We start from the raw sequence: 18,542 nt of genomic DNA, 5'->3' as shown, positions 1-18,542 counted from the left end.
CCCCCGCCAACCGGACAAGGACACCCCCATGAGCGCAGAAGACCGCCACTTAAACCAGAAACTCGTCCACGCCTACAACCGGATGATGGAACGCGTCAAAGAAATCTTGGAGCAGGCCAAGGGCAAGACCGGCCCCAAACTGCAGCAGGCCATCGCCAAGGCCCAGGACAAGGCTATCGAACTGGGCGAGCTCTCCCGCGAAGAAGCCGAAAAGATCGGCGACTACCTGCGGCGCGACCTCAGCGACGCAGCCGGCTTCCTGTCCGAACAAGCAGACTCTGAATTTGCCGAATGGCTACGCTTCGACATCAACCTGATCGAAGCCGAACTGCTCGACCTGTTCTTCAGCGCCGCCGACCAGGCCAAACTCGATATGCTGGATTTCGAAGAGAGCCTCGCCGAACATGAGGAATATCACGCTGGCGAAATCACCGGCCCCGGCACGCTGATTTGCGAAGGCTGCGGAGAGCATGTGCACTTTCACCAGCCGGGATTGATACCGCCGTGTCCGAAGTGTGGGGGCAAGATTTATCAGCGATAGTGATTTTTTAGCCGCGCCAAACATGTGGTATAAATTGGACGATCAAGATTAATGATGGCCAGGTTGTGTGGCGGCCAATAGTTCTGCCGATAAGGAACAGTGGTAGTGAAGACAACAAAATATTTCCAAGCCACCCGAATTAGACCAGACCGGGAGACGATTAAGGAAGAGTGGATTGCATTTGTCATCCGCTGTCCTGAAAGAGAACTCAAACAGGCCGATGGCCGCATAAGACGATGGGCTAGAATTGAAGAAGTGGAGGGTCGTTACCTCCGGGTAATCTTATTACCAGATGGAGAAACCGTACACAACGCGTTCTTTGATAGAGGATACAAACCATGAAAGTCAGCTACTTTGAAGACACCGACACGCTATACATTGAATTCCGCGACAGCGGCATAGCTGAATCCAAGGATCTGGATGAAAACACTATTCTTGACGTCGATGCAAAAGGCAACGTCTGCGCAATTACGTTCGAGCATGCGAGCCAGCGAACCGACGTAAGCCATCTTATTGTTGAAGGTATTGCGGCATAACGGTTTAAAAGGGTAATCCGAAGGTACTTATGCCGCCGACCAAGCCAAACTCGACATGCTCGATTTCGAAGTGAGCCTTGCCGAACACGAGGAATATCACACCGGCGAAATCACCGGCCCTGGCACATTAATCTGCGAAGGCTGTGGCGAACATGTGCAATTTCATCATCCGGGATTGATACCGCCGTGTCCGAAGTGTGGGGGCAGGGATTATCAACGGTAGTGATTGTAACCACGTGAAACAAGTGGCAAAAATTAGAGTATAAGATAAAAACGGCCGTGTTGTTTTGTGGCTGTTAGTCCCGATATTAAGTTTGAGCGCAATTGAAACGCCATGTACCCTCTTCGTCTTGTCGTCGATGCAAACTGCCTAAACGCAAAAGGCAGGCTGCCTGCCATGAATGAGCTCCAGCGTTACCATGATATAGGAGCGATAGAACTCATCGTGACATCCACGCTTCAAGCCGAGATTGACCGTGGATCGTCTCAAGCTGCCAAGGCAAGAACATATCAGTCAATAGGCGGCCAAATGTTCTCAATCACTGGGGTGCCCGGCATGCAATCAATGCATGGCGCAACTCTCCGACCATCCCGAATGCAACTTCTGCACACAGAGCTTTTCGGCTACAACCTAAAAGGCCACACGCTCACGCGTGCAATTCGAGACTGCCTTCATGTCGATCAAGCGCAAATGAATGCAGCCGAAATCCTTGTCACGAACGATAAGCGCCTTCATCGCGCTCAAGACATCCTCAAGGCTGAAGGTGCGTCGCTATCCGTGACATCACCTGAGCGAGCCTTGGTCATGATCAAGGAGCATCTCCGTGCCTCCATTGGAACCGACGATCTACAAAGAACAAAGGAGCACGTTGAGAGCCTAGGTCCAATCGTACTCGGCTCAAATTCTGTCGGCAACTGCTCGTTCACAGCGGGATCCAGCCAGCGAACACTGCTCTCTCTTCGCATTGATAACGGATTACTCCAGATTGCCGGAACTTTGCGGGACGAGAATGGCGAGGTCGCGATCGTCCTCCGCCCAGGAACATCGCCAGAGTTTCCGATCCCCGGGGCGTCCCTCACTCAAGTATGGCGTGGCCCGCTACTTGTCAGCTCGGAGCCATGTGGATCATTTGTCGTGGAGTTAGGGGGCCGTCCGATTCTTGCCGTGCGAACGAGCCATACGCACAGGGCGGTCGTATTTGCAATGGAGCTGCGCGATGAGACGGGTCGAGTTGTTGCATCGGTGGAGAGAGAGACACTCTCTCTTCAGGGCGCCAACCTTCACTTCCACTGAGCCCACTTAGGGCAATGAAACGGGCTCACCCCTAAACGGCATCGATGCACACAGACTGTAGCCTGTGTAGTATGCTGCCTTTACATCCGGTGCAATGCGCTACGATACTGTGAAAGTATTGGTAAAAACGACAGTTTTTGGTTTGTAACTATTTGATTTTTCGTGCGTGTATAACCAGAAAATTGAATACTTTCACAGTCTCTACGCTTATTGCACCCCACGCGCTAAATGGTAAAACAAAAAAGGAGAAAAGGGGCGGCTATTTTACTAAACATTTCAAACAACCCCAAAAACCTGTCGCAACAAATAACCCGTCAAATAAGCCAGCACTGCGGCGGCACCACCGGTCAGCAACGTGCTGAAGCCAGAAATGATAAATGGCTTAGCGAAGACAAAACTCTTCAGCATGCCAATTGCAAAAAACGCCACGCCTGCGAGCACCGCACTGATCACAAACTGTTGCTGCAACTCGAGTACAGTCATGAAAAACGGGATTAATGGCATTGCGCCCACTACAAGAAATGCCAAAAAAGTCACTGCCGCAGACTGCCATGGATTCGGCCCGGACTTCTGTAATCCATGCTCCTCGGTAAGCATCGTATCTACCCACAACCGTCGGTCTTGGCTAATCGTATTGACAATCGTTTCCAGCGTTTCGCCTTGAAATCCCTTTTGTTGAAATATCTGCCGGATCTCTTCCCGCTCACCTTCAGGAATTTTGTCGATATGTTCTTCTTCTGTGCGCCGCGTCTGATCGATGAATTCACGCTGCGCACGGATCGATTCATAATTGCTGACGGCCATACTAAAACCATCCGCGATCAGATTGGCAAAACCCAACACCAGCGCAATCGATGCCGAAAAACCGGCACCAAAAGCTCCAGATACCACCGCAAACGTCGTAACACAACCGTCGATGCCGCCGAGCACAGCATTTGAAATATGCTGAGACTTGACTGACTGACGCAGACGCTTTTCAATGGCCTCGGGCCGATGCTCTCTGAAAAGATCTTCATGTCTTGCCATCTTCCCGATACCTCAACGCACGGCCACGCGGGCGCAAGCGCCCTCATTAAAAGTCTATCAACATCGCATAACGAATCCAAATAGTCATTCAATACACATCATTTCTTCAAACAAATCTTTTATCTCCCCACTAGCGCATTCCCTAGCAAAGTACTAGGCTAGAAACTCGTCTCGGCGATCATCGTTGTTGATATCAAACAGCAATCACAAGGACTTTTGCTTCTGGGGGAAGGGCATTATGTGTAAAAGAAATATTGGTCTTTGCTGTGCAGCATTACTGGCAAGCGGGTTATCCGCTACGACCATGGCAGCGAATAAATCAGATATGGTGATGATTCCGGCGGGCACTTTTCAGATGGGGAGCGACAAAACTGACGCTACCAAAAACGGCCCGGAATATGGCAACGCCAAACCCTGGTATGTCGATGAACATCCGCTACACGCTGTAGAACTGCCAAGCTTTTATCTGGATCGTTACGAAGTGACCAACGCACAATACCGTGAGTTTGTCGCACGCACGAATCGTAACCCTCCTGCCTATTGGCTCAAAAATGGGTATGTACTGAGCCTGCGCCAAAAAGATTTATCACATGTTGACGATCAACACTTGCGTGCGCTGGCGGCGAAAGTCTTCAAGATCGATGCCGATACCAACAAGCTAGATCACGCCGCGTTACTGAAAGGCATTCAAGAACACATTGAAAGTCATGACCAAGAGCCCGTCACCGAAGTTGCTTGGAATGACGCTCACGATTACTGCCAATGGGCAGGCAAACGTCTGCCGACGGAAGCCGAATGGGAAAAAGGTGCGCGCGGCCAAGGTGCCAACGAGTTTCCGTGGGGTAATGATTGGAAAGCGGGCATCAGCAATAGCGGTGATGAAGCGTGGGACGACGGCGTAGCACCGGTGGGTTCTTACAAAGAAGACAAATCGGCCTATGGCGTAATGGACATGGGCGGCAATGTTTCGGAGTGGGTGGCGGATTGGTATTTACCCTATCCCGGCTCACATGAAACAAGCAACGACTTCGGCGAAAAATTCCGCGTCGTGCGCGGCGGCGCCTGGGGGCGCGAAGGCCACTACTCGCTGCACTTGTTCCAGCGTGCTGCTTATCGGTTTTATTTACAACCAAACAGCACGCTGGATGACGTAGGTTTTCGTTGTGCAAAAAATAGTCATGCAAAAGTAACGGAAGTGACTGAGGAGCATTAACGTATCACTCTCTCGACCAATTCAGACGGCGAAGATACTCAGCTTGGTAGGATGTGGTGAACGCAGTGAACCGCATCGTTCGCGATTGATGCGGTTCGTTCCTCACCGCATCCTACAATAAATGGGGAGGGACGATTCATGAATCGCCCCTATTCTTCTGTTTGTTGTACCGCAAGAAACTCGCGTAACCGCCACACGGCAAACCCGACCGCAGCCATCGCGGCGATGACGACCAGGAAATTACCCACGTAGGCATAAGGTGTCATGCCTTTCATTGGCTGCACGGTACCCTTGACCACCGTAATGGCAAACTGCGCGCCGGTTGCGACTAACGCGCCGGTATGATCGATGATTGCAGTTTTGCCGGTATTGGTCGCGCGCAACATCGGCCGTCCGGTTTCGATCGCGCGCATGCGTGCCATTTGCAAATGCTGATGCGGCGCCCAGGAATCATCGAACCAGGCATCGTTACTGACATTCACCAGCAACGTGGCCTCGGGTAAGGCATCAATGACCTCTTCACCAAAGGCGTCTTCAAAACAAATCGAAATCCCCGCCTTTTGCCCATCCAGCGGCAACGGTTTTGCTGTTTTACCCGCGCTGAAATCGGACATGGGGACTTGCATAAAATCAACCAAACCACCGATCGCCCATTTCAGCGGCAGGTATTCCGTGAAGGGCACCAGATGGCGCTTGGAATAAAACTCGCGCCCCGCGCCCAGACTGATCATGGAGTTGTAATACTGACGTTTGTCATCCAGCTGCAACAACCCGATGAGCATATCGGTACCGTGCGACCTGGCCTCAACTTCAAGATCGTCGATAAAATCCTTGGCCTCGAAATAAAACGCGGGCAATGCAGTCTCGGGCCAGATAATCAAATCACTGTCCCAATTCTGGCGCGTCAATTCGGTATAAAGCTCAACCGTTGGCCGCCGCTGCTCAGGACTCCATTTAACATCTTGCGACACGTTCCCCTGAATCAAGCTGGCATGCAGTGGCGAACCATTCGGTATCGTCCATTGCACTTGATTCAGCGCAAAACCGAGCCCCCAGACCGCCAGCAAACACAGCAGATAGATATAACGATGGATACGATTGACCACGATAGCCACCAGCAGGGCAGCACTCACTGCCACTGCCCATGACACACCATAAACACCCATCACCGGCGCCCAACCCGCGAGCGGCGATTCCACTTGGCTGTAACCCAGACTCAGCCACGGGAATCCGGTCATAAACCAGCCGCGTATCCACTCACCCAACACCCACAACGCAGGCAAGGCGAGCAATAATTTATAACGACTGTAAATTTGTAATTGCCGGGTCGGGAATAACCGCGCCGCGGTGTAACCCACCAGCGCGGGAAACAGCGCCATAATTACAATCAGCAAGGCGGTCAGAAAAATTGAGAGCGGGATATTCACATAACCGTGATTATGGATGCTGATGAAAATCCAGTTGATCCCCGTCCCAAACATGCCGAGGCCAAAGTAAAAACCGCGCCGTGCCGCACGCCGCGGTGGCGACAACATCCATAACAAGAACAGCGCAGCAAGCAGGATGATCGCCATTGGCCACAAACCTGATGGCGCAAAGGCAACAGGCATAAGCACGCCCGCCGCGCCGGCGAACATGTCGCCACGCCAGCCACTGATCTGGTTCCAGGAAAAGGGCTTTGACTCAACCACGGTTAATTAGATTTAGCGTCCTTCGCCTTCAGCCAACGGTTCTACAGGCGATTGCGCCTCGACCGTTAACCGCTTCACTTCCAGTAGATGCAAGCGGCGACTATCTGAACTGAGCACCTTGAAACGCAAGCGCCCCAGACTCACCACCTCGCCACGCTTGGGCAAATGCCCAAAGCTATGCATCACCAGCCCACCGATGGTATCAAATTCTTCATCGCTGTAATTCGTGCCAAAGTATTCGTTAAAATCCTCAATCGAGGTCAATGCCTTCACGGTGCAACGGCCATCATCCAGCTTTTTGATAAAGATATCTTCTTCAATATCGTGCTCGTCGGCAATTTCTCCAACAATCTGCTCGACCACATCTTCGACCGTCACCAATCCGGCAACACCGCCGAATTCATCGACCACGATCGCCATGTGATTGCGATTGGCACGAAAATCCTTGAGCAGCACATTCAGGCGCTTACTCTCCGGCACAAAAACTGCGGGGCGCAACATATCACGCACATTAAACGTCTGACGCCGATCGCCAATGAAATAAGGCACTAAATCCTTGGCCAGCAACAACCCTACGACTTCATCACGATTTTCACCAATTACCGGAAACCGTGAATGCCCAGACTCGGCAATAATCGGCAGCCATTCATCAAGCGAGGAATCTTGCTCTAACACGATCATTTGCGAGCGCGGCACCATGATGTCACGCACTTGCATTTCGGAGACTTGCATAACACCCTCGATCATCAACAGGGCATCGACATCAAGCAGATTGCGCTGCTGCGCATCACGCAACAACTCTACCAGATCCTCTCTGTCCTTAGGTTCGCCCGACAACACTTGACTTAGCCGTTCCAGCCAACTTCGGTGCGCCGGGCTACTACTTGATCGTTCCTCGCTCATATCCTCGTTCCAGAAATTATAGAATTCACGCCGCCGCCACTGCATAAGGATCGGCATAACCCAGGCCTGCCAAAATCTCGACCTCGCGCCGCTCCATCACTTCGGCATCGGCGTCGGAGATATGGTCATAACCCAGTAAATGCAACACCCCATGCACCACCATATGCGCCCAATGCGCCTCGGGTGTTTTTCCCTGCGCACGCGCTTCTTCCAATACCACGGCGGCACAAATCACCACATCGCCAAGCAGCGGCAGATCAACGCCGGGCGGCGCCTCGAAGGGAAATGAAAGTACGTTCGTGGCACTGTCCTTGTGGCGATAGTCGCGATTCAATTCGCGTATTTCTTTGGCATCGACGATGCGAATTGTCAATTCGGCATCATCCCGTTCTTTGTTTACTACTGCCTCAACCCAAGCGCGGATCTGCTCCAAACCGGGAGGCTCGGCATCGCCGTCTTCAACGGCGTACTGGACATCCAACTCGACACTCATTGCTGCTTACCCAACGGCTGCGGCAGCGACACCTGATGTTCTTGCTGCTCATGACGCTCATAGGCGGTCACAATCTGCTGCACCAACGGATGCCGCACCACATCCCCGGCTTTAAAGAAGGTAAAGCTGAGCCCTTCGACATCCCGCAGCACATTAATCACCTGTCGTAATCCTGATTCGCGTCCGCGCGGCAAATCCACCTGCGTGACATCGCCCGTCACTACGGCGATGGAATTAAAACCAAGCCGCGTCAGGAACATCTTCATTTGCTCAGGCGTGGTGTTTTGCGCCTCATCGAGGATCACAAACGCATCATTGAGCGTGCGGCCTCGCATATAGGCCAACGGCGCAATTTCGATCACTTGCCGTTCCAGCAATTTAACGACGCGATCAACGCCCAGCATCTCATATAAAGCATCATAAAGCGGTCGCAGGTAGGGATCGATTTTTTGCGCCAGATCGCCAGGCAAAAATCCCAGCCGTTCGCCCGCCTCGACCGCAGGGCGCGTCAGGATCAATCGTTGCACACGATCCGTCTCCAGCGCCTCAACGGCACTCGCCACTGCGAGATAAGTTTTACCAGTGCCAGCAGGACCAATGCCAAAATTGATATCGTGGTTACGAATATTGCGCAGATAACGTTCTTGATTACCGTTACGGCCACGAATCAGCATCCGCCGGGTGCGAATCGCGGGCAAAGCTTCATCAGCCGTTTTTTGCACACCCTCCACTGGCACCGACTGCCGCTGCAAAGCGAGATGAATACTCTCGGGCGTTACATCTTCACTCGCCGTTGCCGTATAGAGCTGCCTGATGATTTGCTCGGCGACCCTGACCGGCTGCCGATCGTCACCGATCACGCGAAACATATTGCCACGGTTAGTGATCTCGACACCGAGCCGCAGCTCCAGCTGGCGCAGGTGTTGGTCAAACTGCCCACACAGCTTTGCCAAACGCTGGTTGTCGGCAGGCTCAAGCACGAAATCGGCTGTTTTTGATTGGCTATTCAAGAAGTTAGATGACTATCAAGGACGATTCATGATACGGGAATGGGCTACAAGACACATATCAACAGCACGCACATGCTGAACAAGTCTTTGTATTTTCTTTATTTTTAACCAATTCACCACGTAAGGAGTTGGGCATGGCCTCAGTAATCAAAAGATCAACGAACGTACCTATAATATCGGCCTCGGCGCTGAAATTTACAACCCTGTTGTTTTCGGTGCGACCGGCCAGCTGATGGGCATCCTTGGTCGAAGTCCGCTCAACCAATACCCGCTGCACGGTACCGATCATCGCCTGACCGATCTCCGTCGCAATTTCGTTGAGGCGCGCCTGCAGGCGGGCCAAACGTTGCTGCTTGATCTCAAGCGGCACATCGTCGGGATAACCAGCCGCCGGGGTGCCTGGGCGCGGGCTGTAGATAAAACTGAACGAGCGATCAAACCGCAGTTCATCCACTAGGCGCAGGGTAGCCTCGAAATCGGCATCCGTTTCCCCAGGGAAACCGACAATGAAATCCGATGACAGACACAGATCCGGCCGCGCCTGACGCATGCGGCGAATGATCGACTTATATTCCAAGACGGTGTGATTGCGCTTCATCATGGCGAGCACCCGATCCGAGCCGCTCTGCACCGGCAGATGCAAATGCCCCACCAACTTCGGCTCAGTCGCATGCACCTTGATCAAACTTTCCGACATCTCCAGCGGATGCGAAGTGGTATAGCGAATACGTTCGATGCCTTCGATGGCGGCGATGTATTGAATCAATAACGCCAGATCAGCGATATCACCATCATGCATCGCACCACGATAGGCATTTACATTTTGTCCCAGCAATGTCACTTCGCGCACGCCTTGCGCAGCGAGTTGCGAAACTTCCGCGATCACATCGTCAAACGGGCGACTGACTTCTTCACCACGGGTATAAGGCACGACACAGAAAGTGCAGTACTTGCTGCAGCCTTCCATGATTGAAACTAACGCCGCTGGCCCTTCGGCACGCGGCTCGGGCAGTCGATCAAATTTCTCAATCTCGGGGAACGAAATATCGACCACACTCTTGTGCGTGACCTGCGCGGTGTTGATCAACTCCGGCAACCGGTGCAGGGTTTGTGGGCCAAACACAACATCAACATGCGGCGCACGAGCGCGAATCGCCTCACCTTCCTGGCTGGCGACGCAACCGCCAACACCAATCACAAGGCCGGGACGGGTTTGTTTCCACGCTTTCCATTGGCCGAGCAGGGAGAAAACCTTCTCCTGCGCCTTCTCGCGCACGGAACAGGTATTGAGCAACAACACATCGGCCTCTTCAGCGACGTCGGTGAGTTCAAGCCCATGGGATTCACGCAGCACGTCCACCATCTTGGCGGAATCGTACTCGTTCATCTGGCAACCAAAGGTCTTGATATAAAGTTTGCGGGCCATTCAATTAAATAGCGTTAAAACGGACCGCGTAGGATACCTGTTTTCGCTCAAAAACGCCAGGAAGACACAGTAAATGTAGGGGTACGGCGCGGCGCGCCCCTACATGCATCTATTGCCCCAAGGTACTGGTACGCGGAGTAGCCGTTATCTTATGGATGGAGATATCCGCACCCTGGTATTCCTCCTCCTGACTCAGCCGTAGACCAACAGTCTGTTTCAGCACGCCATAAACGACAAACCCACCGCCGAGGGCGATCAGCACACCCAAACCCGTACCAATCACTTGCGCCACGAAGCTGATGCCGCCGATACCACCAAAAATTTGCTGACCGAAAATCCCAGCGGCCACGCCACCCCAGACGCCGCATAAGCCATGCAAGGGCCAGACGCCGAGCACGTCATCGATCCGCCAGCGGTTTTGGGTCATGGTAAAGGTCCAAACAAACAGAGCTCCAGCCACCACACCGGTAAACAATGCCCCAATAGGGTGCATGACGTCAGAACCGGCACAGACGGCGACCAGCCCCGCCAATGGGCCGTTATGTACGAAGCCCGGGTCGTTGCGCCCCGCCACTAGTGCCGCCAGCACGCCGCCGACCATTGCCATCAAGGAATTCAGGGCCACCAGGCCACTAACCCCGGCGACGGATTGTGCCGACATTACATTAAATCCAAACCAACCGACGGTCAGTATCCAGGCACCTAGCGATAAGAAGGGAATGCTCGACGGCGGATGGGCAGCCTTGATCGAGCCGTCTTTGCCGTAACGGCCATGGCGTGCACCGAGCAGAATCACGGCAACCAAGGCAATCCAGCCACCAACGGCATGCACCACCACGGAACCGGCGAAATCATGGAATTTGGCGCCAAAACTGGCCTCCAACCAACCTTGGATCCCGAAATTTCCGTTCCAGGCGATGCCTTCGAAGATGGGGTAGACAAATCCCACCAAGGCAAACGTGGCCGCCAATTGCGGATTGAATTTGGACCGCTCGGCGATCCCGCCGGAAACAATGGCCGGAATCGCAGCGGCAAAAGTCAGCAAAAAGAAAAACTTGACCAAATCGTAGCCGTTTTTCTGGGCCAGCACAGCAGCGCCATCAAAGAAAGAAACACCATAGGCGATGCCATAACCGATGAAAAAATAGGCAATGGTCGAAACAGAGAAATCACAGATAATTTTGACCAGGGCATTAACCTGATTCTTTTCACGTACCGTGCCCACCTCAAGAAAAGCGAACCCGGCGTGCATGGACAACACCATGACCGCCCCCATCAATAGAAAGACGACGTCGCTACCCGCTTGCAAGGCTTCCATGACCACTCCCCTGATTAAATGCAAAGATTTGGAGCAAGACTTTGCAAAAGCCGCACCAACTTGGGGAGGCTTTATTGTTTCAATAAGTTAGGCGTGAGATGGAAGAATTAAAAACGCCAGAATGCACAACTATGGTGCATTCTGGCAGAGGTATGCTTGATCGGAGTGCAACAAACAAATACGCATAATTTACAGCTTGTTGAAAAATATGATCGGGGATGCAGCGTAAAGAGTGGTTGCCGAGTAGGGACAAGCATTTTGCGCCCGCGTCCACAACGCCGCTCTGCGCCCTCAGCGCCTTCAGCGCGTTTTACAGCGGGTTCCCTAGGTGAGGATGCGTGATTGCAGAAACCTATAGGCATGCCCCTCATAATCCGAGAACAAGACTCCCACTCCGCCATGCGCGGCATGAACCACACGGGCGGGAATACGTACTGAGTCCGGTTGCTCCTGATAGTCTTCGTTAAAATAAAGCTCAACCCTGGATCGGGCTGGGATCATGGCTTCACCCGTGTCAATATAGGCACCGTCGTAACTGAGATCCATCGCTTTGCATCGCACCAAACCAAGTCCGGCATAGTACAACACCACATCCATCGCAACCGGTTTCCGCTGACACCAACGACGCTCCATAGTGCTCTCCTTTCTGCAATTGTCGAGCCGAGCTCTCAACTACTGATTTATTAACTATAGATCACATTGCCCTAAGCTCAAGGGGGAGAGCATCCCGCCGTTACGTTTCGCCCATGCAGGCCGATAACCTGCAAGGAAACAATCGGTTAAGGATTGACTAGGAATGGCAATCAAAAGCCTAGGGGATAAATTACTGGCCATCGGACTGGGATTGGGGCTGACCCTGGTTTTTGCCTGGGCCGAATTCAGCGACATCCCTGTACTTAAATCTCTAAAACAGCGCATTGAATTTATTGCCTATGACCTGCGCCTCAATGCCACATTGCCGCGCCAGGAAATCGATCGGCGAATTGTCATTATCGATGTCGACGAAAAAAGCTTGTCCAAAGAAGGTCGCTGGCCATGGCCGCGCGACAAAATCGCCACACTTACTGAAAAATTATACGACGCGGGCACCGTAGTCATCGGCTACGATATTTTCTTTTCCGAACCTGAGCGTAATCCTGCGACGGAAATTATTTCGCGATTAAAAACCACCACGCCACAACCTTCACGCCTGATCGGCACTCTGCAACAGCTGGCACCCGCATTCGACAACGACCAGCGGTTAACTGAGACGCTCACCGGACGTGATCTCACGCTCGGCTATTTATTTCATGAGGAAAAAACCACGCCCACAGGCGAACTTCCAGCACCATTGCTCAAACTCACGCCAGCACAAGCAGCGCGTTCCGGCATCAAGGAAATGCCCAACTACACAATCAACTTGCCCATGTTTCAAAACGCTGCCGCCTCCAGCGGTTTTGTCACTACCTGGCCTGATACCGACGGCATCATTCGCCGCACACCGATGATTATCCAGTATGGCAATAATATTTACGGCTCACTGTCGCTCACTGTCGCCAAACAATATTTGTTCTTAGAAGATGTAAAAATCGACACCGCCACCATTGGTGATATCGATGCCGTTGAAAAGATTATCCTCGGTGGCACCACCATTAACACCGATGGCATGGGATTTGCGCTCATCCCCTATCACGGGCCTGCGGGCAGCTTCCCATACATTTCTGCCGCTGATGTACTCAACAACAACTTTGATCCCGCCATGCTTGAGGGTGCGATCGTACTCATCGGCTCAACCGCCGTGGGCATCGCGGACCTGGTGGCCACACCCGTAGAAAATATTTATCCCGGCGTCGAGATTCACGCCACCATGATCAAGGCAATCCTCGACAATCACTTCCCCACTGAACCTTCCTGGGCCGATGGCGCAAACTTGAGCGCGACACTTATCGTCGGCATTATACTGACCTTGTTATTACCATTACTCAGCCCCGTCTGGCTGTTAATCATTAGCTCCGGCATCGCCAGCGGGATTGTCTGGTTCAACTTCTGGTTATGGCAAGAGAAAGGGCTGGCACTGGCATTGGCTTGGCCATTACTGCTGATACTTGCGCTCGCGGCACTGAGCATGACTTATGGCTTTATCCGCGAGAACCGCAAACGCGTGCAACTAAAAAATGTTTTTGGCCAATATGTACCACCACAACTCGTGGAAACGATGAGCCAAAATCCAGAGGCTTATAGTTTCGAAGGTGAGAGCCGCGAGATGACTGTGCTATTCGCGGATATACGTGGCTTTACCACCCTATCTGAATCACTCTCACCAAATGATTTGCGAAAATTACTGAATCGTTATTTTACTGCAATGACGGAGATCATTTTCAAACATCAGGGCACGATCGACAAATATGTCGGCGACATGATCATGGCCTTTTGGGGTGCTCCGGTAAATGATTCTGACCATGCCAAACATGCCATTGAGGCCGCACTGGAAATGCTAGCCAAGACCGATGAGCTTAAGCCGCAACTGCTGGCTGATGGTTTTCCCGAGATCAACATCGGCATCGGCCTTAATACCGGCATGATGAATGTCGGCGACATGGGTTCCAGTTATCGTCGCGCCTACACCGTATTGGGTGACAATGTGAACCTCGCCTCGCGCTTGGAAGGCCTAACCAAATATTATGGCGCGGGATTGGTTGTAGGTGAGCGCACTCGCGAGACCGCAGACAACTTCGTTTTCCGCCAGCTGGATCAGGTCAAAGTGAAAGGCAAGACTTCAGGCGTGAAGGTGTTTCAACCGATTTGCTCGCAACAAGCGGCCAGTATTGAATTGATTTCAGAATTACAGCACTATAATGAAGCACTCTCTGCCTATTATCAACGCAATTGGGAACAGGCACAAAACCTGTTCGGCGAGCTTCACCAGTCACACCCGCAAATTCATCTCTATGAACTCTATCTGGAACGTATCGAACATCTTAAAAAGCGAAACCCCGGCCCGGAATGGGACGGGGTTTACGAGCGCCGCGAAAAGTAGCGGCTGATCATTGCACCAGGAACACGCCCTGTACAACTTGCGCTGCGGGCGCTCCTCCCGATGCCGCTGGAACTGCGAAATTAAAGTTACCGCCAATCATCTGCGCAGCTGGTCCGGTAAAGACAGCATTGATATTGCCAGAAGCATTACCACCGGTAGCGACAGCTCCGTAAGCATAGGAAACTGTGGGCGCATTAATTACCAGTGCTGAGCCTTGAATATTGCCGGTAAATGCTGCGTCCCAATTAGCTGCCGTACCATACGTCGCTGCGTTGTCACTAAAATTAATCGCCCCACTGGTAAGGCTACCGGTATTAAAGTTAACTGTAGCGCTAAAGGCAAAGCTGGCCGTATTAATAGCGCCTCCGGTACCACCACCTAATATCGTCACTGGCGTGGAATAAGTAAACGATCCCGTCTTGGCAGCAATTACCGCCGGATCGGTCGGCGTCAATTGCATCCAATATAACGGCTCAGCCATCGTTGTTTGCGTTGCGGCGTTAGCCGGATCTGTCTGCACCACCCAACCAGAGCTCCATGCTCCCCAATTGACAGGATGCGTGGGAAAGGTTGTATTCGGTGTTGTGGCAACGAGATCCGTAGCCGATCCTTTGCGAATGACATCTGTGTATTTTGCCTCCAAAAAGCCCATGCCGCCTGGCTTCGCCCAACCGGCCATCGTACCCATTACGGGCGCCGCAGTCGATGTCAAATCCGTGGAGCGTGCAAGCACTGAACTATTCGGCCTCGAGATTAAGGAGAACGAATTCATTGTCAGCGCTTCGGACGAGGCTATACGAAAATCACGCTCGGTAACAAACTGACCTTGCACATAGGCTGCGGGATTACTGACCAGCTCAAATTCAAAGGCGCCTGCAAGGGCATCAGGCGCGGCGCCAACAAAGAACAGGTCCACGCGCCCGGTAACTGCCTGTTTCGTGCCTTGAGCACCTGTGTAGACACCATCAAGCGCAGTCACATCGAGCGACACACCACTCAGGACGCCTGTATATTTCACTTGCCAATCACCGGCAAGCCCCAAGTCAAGAACATGGGTATAACCACGAAACGAAGCTGTATTAAAATCCACCAACACATGCGTATCAATTTGCGCGAGCCCACCCGAGCCTGTTCCATAATTTGCCAACATCGTGGTGTAACTGGTGCCTCCGATCATATTCGCCAACACCGCTTTATCTGTCGGTAACACCGTCATCCACATCACCGGGGCTGCTTGATTAGTGACGATATTCGGGTTCGTCTTATCCGTCTGCAACAATACCGGTGCTGCCGCGGTCGCATCCCAGGTACCCCAAGTCACCGCGTATTTTGTTGGTGTTCCAACACGCGTGACCAGCAATGTAGCCGAACCTTGGCGCACCACCCATGTTGGATCTGAGGTAAAAAATCCAGGATCAGTCAAGACAAGATCGACTTTCGTCAATATTTGATTTGCTAATGCGCTATTCGAGGCCAATCCTCGATATTGCTGTACTCCTGTTTGCGTATTCAGAAACCCGAAGACAGCAATCCGATCAAGACTTGCCTTTTCTGTATTTGTTAAACGAGTATCGGTGGAAGCCGTGATTTGTGCTGACGACTGAAGTTGCTGTGTCTGATTTGTCGTAGGTGCATTGAATGCCCCATCAGCCAATACTGATAAGCTGCTATTACTCGCAGCCACATCTAACGTCAGTGTAGATGGATCACCAAGCAATTGATCTGACATCGCTTGTAATGTATTATTACTAACTACGGGATCACTACCAGAATTTAGTTCAGGCGCATTACCCAACACCGTTGGCGGCACCAACATTCCTTGCGCCATGTGACCTGCATCCGGCACCACTGCGAAATTGTAATCGGCGCCCACTCCCAACTTCATCGCTCCGGCCTTATTTTTCACCACTATCGTACCTTGCCAGGCAGCAACATTCAGACCACCGCTCATCACTGCTTCGTAGGTCGTACCACGGACACCGATACTCGCAACCGAACTCTTCATTTGATAGTTTTCAGGATTCTTTTTGCCGATCTTGCCAGTGATGGTTCGAAATCCGCCGTTGATCAGCGTAAAAATATTTTTATCTTCGCCCTTGGCAGGCTCCTCGAAGCGAAATTCATCAATCCTGATTTCTGTTTCTGGCCGCAATGCGATTAGTGAACCATCACGAAACCTAACCTGCGCTTTGGAATCAGCACTCGTCCGCAGTATTTCACCAGGATAAAACGGTGATTTACGCCCAAGCTTGCGCTGCACCTGATTGGGCTGTACAGCATGGAACTCGCCTGAGGCCATCAGCACATAGCCTGCAGGCTCCGGCGCGGCCATAACCAGGGTTGGCGTCAACGACCACAAGGCCATGACCGCGACAAGCACGATCATCCCTATGAATCTATCTGATCGCAACGGCATGGATTGAGACATCGTATTCATTGCCATAACCTCCTCTGACCACAGGGGCAGGATTACACGGCCAACCACTCATGCCCTCTAATTAGTTATCGACATTTAAGCCCAGGTTACTCAGTGTTGAGTCGTCAGACTGTGACCAGCGTCTCAGCCCGGCCACTCCAGAAATCAATAAAAATATAATATAATCAATTACTTATGTTATAAATTACACATGTATTCAACAAATTGATTGGAGTGTGACCTTCATCACATATATGAACTTGTTTTACACAGCAGTTGTAACAACCTCCAAGCGAATCAGTTATCCACGCTGGCAACCATTGAGCGCCAGTCTTACTGCTAGAAACTATATTTCACACTGACATAACTCTGATTCCGGTAATAGGTATATAAATCGATGCTTGACTTGTTATTTGCAGCTTCTACATTGAAGGTAATTTGCCAATCTGGCTGCAATGACCACGCCCAGCTCAAAGTAACCAGGGAAAAGTTATCGTCTCTTACTTTGCCAAAGATGGGTTGAATCGCCGCGTATTTAGATTCTTGCCGCAACCAGGAAAGCTCAAATTGATGCGCCCCTTGCTTCCATTGGGTACCTACGCGAACACCGTTGTAATCGCGCCCCAAATGTTGAAGCTGCGCATCCTCTGTCGCCACATAAGCGCTTAATGCCAACATGACAGGAACTTGTTTAAAGCGATACCCCCAACCGCCACCGCCCAGCGTGAGATCAGCATCGCTGGTAGGTTGATCCGGGTACTTCATCTTCCCTCGCTGGGCAAAGACACCAAATTGATAGCCGCTCTGCCAGACGCGGCTCCACTCCAATCCCAACGAATAATTTTCGCGATACGTTTTTCGATCCAGCATTAGGGTTTGCCATTGCAATGGGATACGCAAACTGCCCTTCCATGCCGCCCAACCGCCCCCCATTCTCAATCCCAGCTCATTGGTATCGAAAACCGAAAAATCACTATTGTGGCGAGCCTTGAGCGTCATCCCCGTAAACAAAGCCAACTCCTTATGCATCAGACGTGCATAATCCAGATCAAGTTGCGCCTCAATAAAATCATCACTGGTCTCGCGAGAGGTATCGCTAAGCGGCAGTGTAATTCCAACCGGCAAGGTCACTGTCCGGATTTGAGTAGCGCTGTTGATATTGGAATCCATGCCGGCACGTACCTGGACTGATTTGGTAAAACTGTGAGTACGTGCTTCTTGATTACGATTCAGAAGATCAAAAAATTTCTGGATATTGGCTTTCACTTGAGGCGGCGGGTCTGAGGCAAGCACTGTTTCAAACAGTGCCTTGGCCTGTTCGTAATTACCAAGTAGAAAATGCGCCCGCGCCAGCTCCAGTCGCAAGCGTTGATTCCATGGCTGCATCTCCAATGCCCGTTCGAAGGCAAACACCGCCTCCTGCGGCCTGCCATTTTCCAGCGCCGCCAAACCAAACCAGAAATCAAATTGGGGGTCACCGGCCCGTTCCGGCAGCTGCTGTTGCCCCAGCTCATAGGCCTTGGCATTCTCAGCATTGTTTAATAGGGTATCGATATCCTGTGCCAAAGCCGAGTGAAACCCTCCCAAAAGGATCCCTAGCACCAGACATCTGCTTACTTTGCCAAGCATCGCTGTTGATCTTTATTTCCAGATATCCAC

At 51.9% G+C, this 18,542-nt stretch carries 16 protein-coding genes; 6 read left to right on the top strand and 10 right to left on the bottom strand.

Features of this window, described 5'->3' with window-relative positions:
* The first annotated feature begins 28 nt into the window (after nucleotides 1-28).
* The 4 genes from HY272_12475 (at nucleotide 29) to HY272_12460 (ending at nucleotide 1,300) form a co-directional block, all read left to right on the top strand.
* Nucleotides 29-541, top strand: coding sequence for a zinc ribbon-containing protein (locus tag HY272_12475; GenBank protein ID MBI3773501.1), 513 nt, complete (start codon nucleotides 29-31; stop codon nucleotides 539-541).
* A 105-nt stretch (nucleotides 542-646) separates the two neighbouring features.
* On the top strand, nucleotides 647-883 hold the full coding sequence (locus HY272_12470; protein ID MBI3773500.1) for a hypothetical protein: 237 nt from the start codon (nucleotides 647-649) through the stop codon (nucleotides 881-883).
* Nucleotides 880-1,077, top strand: coding sequence for a DUF2283 domain-containing protein (locus HY272_12465; protein ID MBI3773499.1), 198 nt, complete (start codon nucleotides 880-882; stop codon nucleotides 1,075-1,077). The genes HY272_12470 and HY272_12465 overlap by 4 nt, the downstream gene beginning before the upstream one ends.
* 55 nt (nucleotides 1,078-1,132) lie before the next feature.
* Nucleotides 1,133-1,300: a hypothetical protein gene (locus tag HY272_12460; GenBank protein ID MBI3773498.1), complete on the top strand. Its 168-nt coding sequence runs from the start codon at nucleotides 1,133-1,135 to the stop codon at nucleotides 1,298-1,300.
* Nucleotides 1,301-2,647: 1,347 nt separating this feature from the next.
* Here the strand turns inward: HY272_12460 and HY272_12455 are convergent.
* Nucleotides 2,648-3,397: a VIT1/CCC1 transporter family protein gene (locus HY272_12455; GenBank protein MBI3773497.1), complete on the bottom strand. Its 750-nt coding sequence runs from the start codon at nucleotides 3,395-3,397 to the stop codon at nucleotides 2,648-2,650.
* A gap of 304 nt (nucleotides 3,398-3,701) precedes the next feature.
* On the opposite strand from HY272_12455, the gene HY272_12450 reads away from it, so the two are divergent.
* Entirely contained in the window at nucleotides 3,702-4,610 is a 909-nt protein-coding gene (locus tag HY272_12450) for an SUMF1/EgtB/PvdO family nonheme iron enzyme (protein MBI3773496.1), read from the top strand.
* Between the two features lie 149 nt (nucleotides 4,611-4,759).
* Here HY272_12450 and lnt read toward each other — a convergent pair whose 3' ends face one another.
* From lnt to HY272_12415, 7 genes are all read right to left on the bottom strand, one after another.
* Nucleotides 4,760-6,301 carry an apolipoprotein N-acyltransferase gene (lnt, locus tag HY272_12445; protein MBI3773495.1) on the bottom strand — a complete coding sequence of 514 codons (1,542 nt, stop codon included), beginning with the start codon at nucleotides 6,299-6,301 and terminating at the stop codon, nucleotides 4,760-4,762.
* A 12-nt stretch (nucleotides 6,302-6,313) separates the two neighbouring features.
* Nucleotides 6,314-7,204, bottom strand: coding sequence for an HlyC/CorC family transporter (locus HY272_12440; protein ID MBI3773494.1), 891 nt, complete (start codon nucleotides 7,202-7,204; stop codon nucleotides 6,314-6,316).
* Nucleotides 7,205-7,229: 25 nt separating this feature from the next.
* Nucleotides 7,230-7,697 carry an rRNA maturation RNase YbeY gene (gene ybeY / locus HY272_12435; GenBank protein ID MBI3773493.1) on the bottom strand — a complete coding sequence of 156 codons (468 nt, stop codon included), beginning with the start codon at nucleotides 7,695-7,697 and terminating at the stop codon, nucleotides 7,230-7,232.
* Nucleotides 7,694-8,707 (bottom strand): PhoH family protein, encoded by a 1,014-nt coding sequence (locus tag HY272_12430; GenBank protein ID MBI3773492.1) that lies wholly within the window; start codon nucleotides 8,705-8,707, stop codon nucleotides 7,694-7,696. The genes ybeY and HY272_12430 overlap by 4 nt, the downstream gene beginning before the upstream one ends.
* 58 nt (nucleotides 8,708-8,765) lie before the next feature.
* Nucleotides 8,766-10,133 carry a tRNA (N6-isopentenyl adenosine(37)-C2)-methylthiotransferase MiaB gene (gene miaB, locus HY272_12425; protein MBI3773491.1) on the bottom strand — a complete coding sequence of 456 codons (1,368 nt, stop codon included), beginning with the start codon at nucleotides 10,131-10,133 and terminating at the stop codon, nucleotides 8,766-8,768.
* A gap of 109 nt (nucleotides 10,134-10,242) precedes the next feature.
* Complete coding sequence (locus HY272_12420; protein MBI3773490.1) at nucleotides 10,243-11,451, bottom strand: ammonium transporter; 1,209 nt, start codon at nucleotides 11,449-11,451, stop codon at nucleotides 10,243-10,245.
* Between the two features lie 324 nt (nucleotides 11,452-11,775).
* Complete coding sequence (locus HY272_12415; protein MBI3773489.1) at nucleotides 11,776-12,084, bottom strand: PilZ domain-containing protein; 309 nt, start codon at nucleotides 12,082-12,084, stop codon at nucleotides 11,776-11,778.
* Nucleotides 12,085-12,247: 163 nt separating this feature from the next.
* Between HY272_12415 and HY272_12410 the strand changes: the two genes are divergently transcribed.
* Nucleotides 12,248-14,467, top strand: coding sequence for an adenylate/guanylate cyclase domain-containing protein (locus tag HY272_12410; protein ID MBI3773488.1), 2,220 nt, complete (start codon nucleotides 12,248-12,250; stop codon nucleotides 14,465-14,467).
* A 7-nt stretch (nucleotides 14,468-14,474) separates the two neighbouring features.
* On the opposite strand, the gene HY272_12405 is transcribed toward HY272_12410, so the two are convergent.
* Together HY272_12405 and HY272_12400 are read right to left on the bottom strand one after the other, a co-directional pair.
* Entirely contained in the window at nucleotides 14,475-16,904 is a 2,430-nt protein-coding gene (locus HY272_12405) for a FecR domain-containing protein (GenBank protein MBI3773487.1), read from the bottom strand.
* Nucleotides 16,905-17,222: 318 nt separating this feature from the next.
* Entirely contained in the window at nucleotides 17,223-18,485 is a 1,263-nt protein-coding gene (locus HY272_12400; GenBank protein MBI3773486.1) for a tetratricopeptide repeat protein, read from the bottom strand.
* Between the last annotated feature and the right edge of the window lie 57 nt (nucleotides 18,486-18,542).

The sequence above is a fragment of the Gammaproteobacteria bacterium genome (assembly GCA_016200485.1).
Taxonomy (GTDB): domain Bacteria; phylum Pseudomonadota; class Gammaproteobacteria; order Tenderiales; family Tenderiaceae; genus JACQEP01.
This window is presented reverse-complemented; position numbering and strand designations above follow the sequence as displayed.

Bases quoted from the DNA above. Each gene is read 5' to 3' on its own strand.
- HY272_12405 (MBI3773487.1), bottom strand. From the start codon at position 16,904: ATGAATACGATGTCTCAATCCATGCCGTTGCGATCAGATAGATTCATA.
- ybeY (MBI3773493.1), bottom strand. From the start codon at position 7,697: ATGAGTGTCGAGTTGGATGTCCAGTACGCCGTTGAAGACGGCGATGCC.
- HY272_12460 (MBI3773498.1), top strand. From the start codon at position 1,133: ATGCTCGATTTCGAAGTGAGCCTTGCCGAACACGAGGAATATCACACC.
- miaB (MBI3773491.1), bottom strand. From the start codon at position 10,133: ATGGCCCGCAAACTTTATATCAAGACCTTTGGTTGCCAGATGAACGAG.
- HY272_12450 (MBI3773496.1), top strand. From the start codon at position 3,702: ATGGCAGCGAATAAATCAGATATGGTGATGATTCCGGCGGGCACTTTT.
- HY272_12475 (MBI3773501.1), top strand. From the start codon at position 29: ATGAGCGCAGAAGACCGCCACTTAAACCAGAAACTCGTCCACGCCTAC.
- HY272_12455 (MBI3773497.1), bottom strand. From the start codon at position 3,397: ATGGCAAGACATGAAGATCTTTTCAGAGAGCATCGGCCCGAGGCCATT.
- HY272_12465 (MBI3773499.1), top strand. From the start codon at position 880: ATGAAAGTCAGCTACTTTGAAGACACCGACACGCTATACATTGAATTC.
- HY272_12440 (MBI3773494.1), bottom strand. From the start codon at position 7,204: ATGAGCGAGGAACGATCAAGTAGTAGCCCGGCGCACCGAAGTTGGCTG.
- HY272_12410 (MBI3773488.1), top strand. From the start codon at position 12,248: ATGGCAATCAAAAGCCTAGGGGATAAATTACTGGCCATCGGACTGGGA.
- HY272_12415 (MBI3773489.1), bottom strand. From the start codon at position 12,084: ATGGAGCGTCGTTGGTGTCAGCGGAAACCGGTTGCGATGGATGTGGTG.
- HY272_12420 (MBI3773490.1), bottom strand. From the start codon at position 11,451: ATGGAAGCCTTGCAAGCGGGTAGCGACGTCGTCTTTCTATTGATGGGG.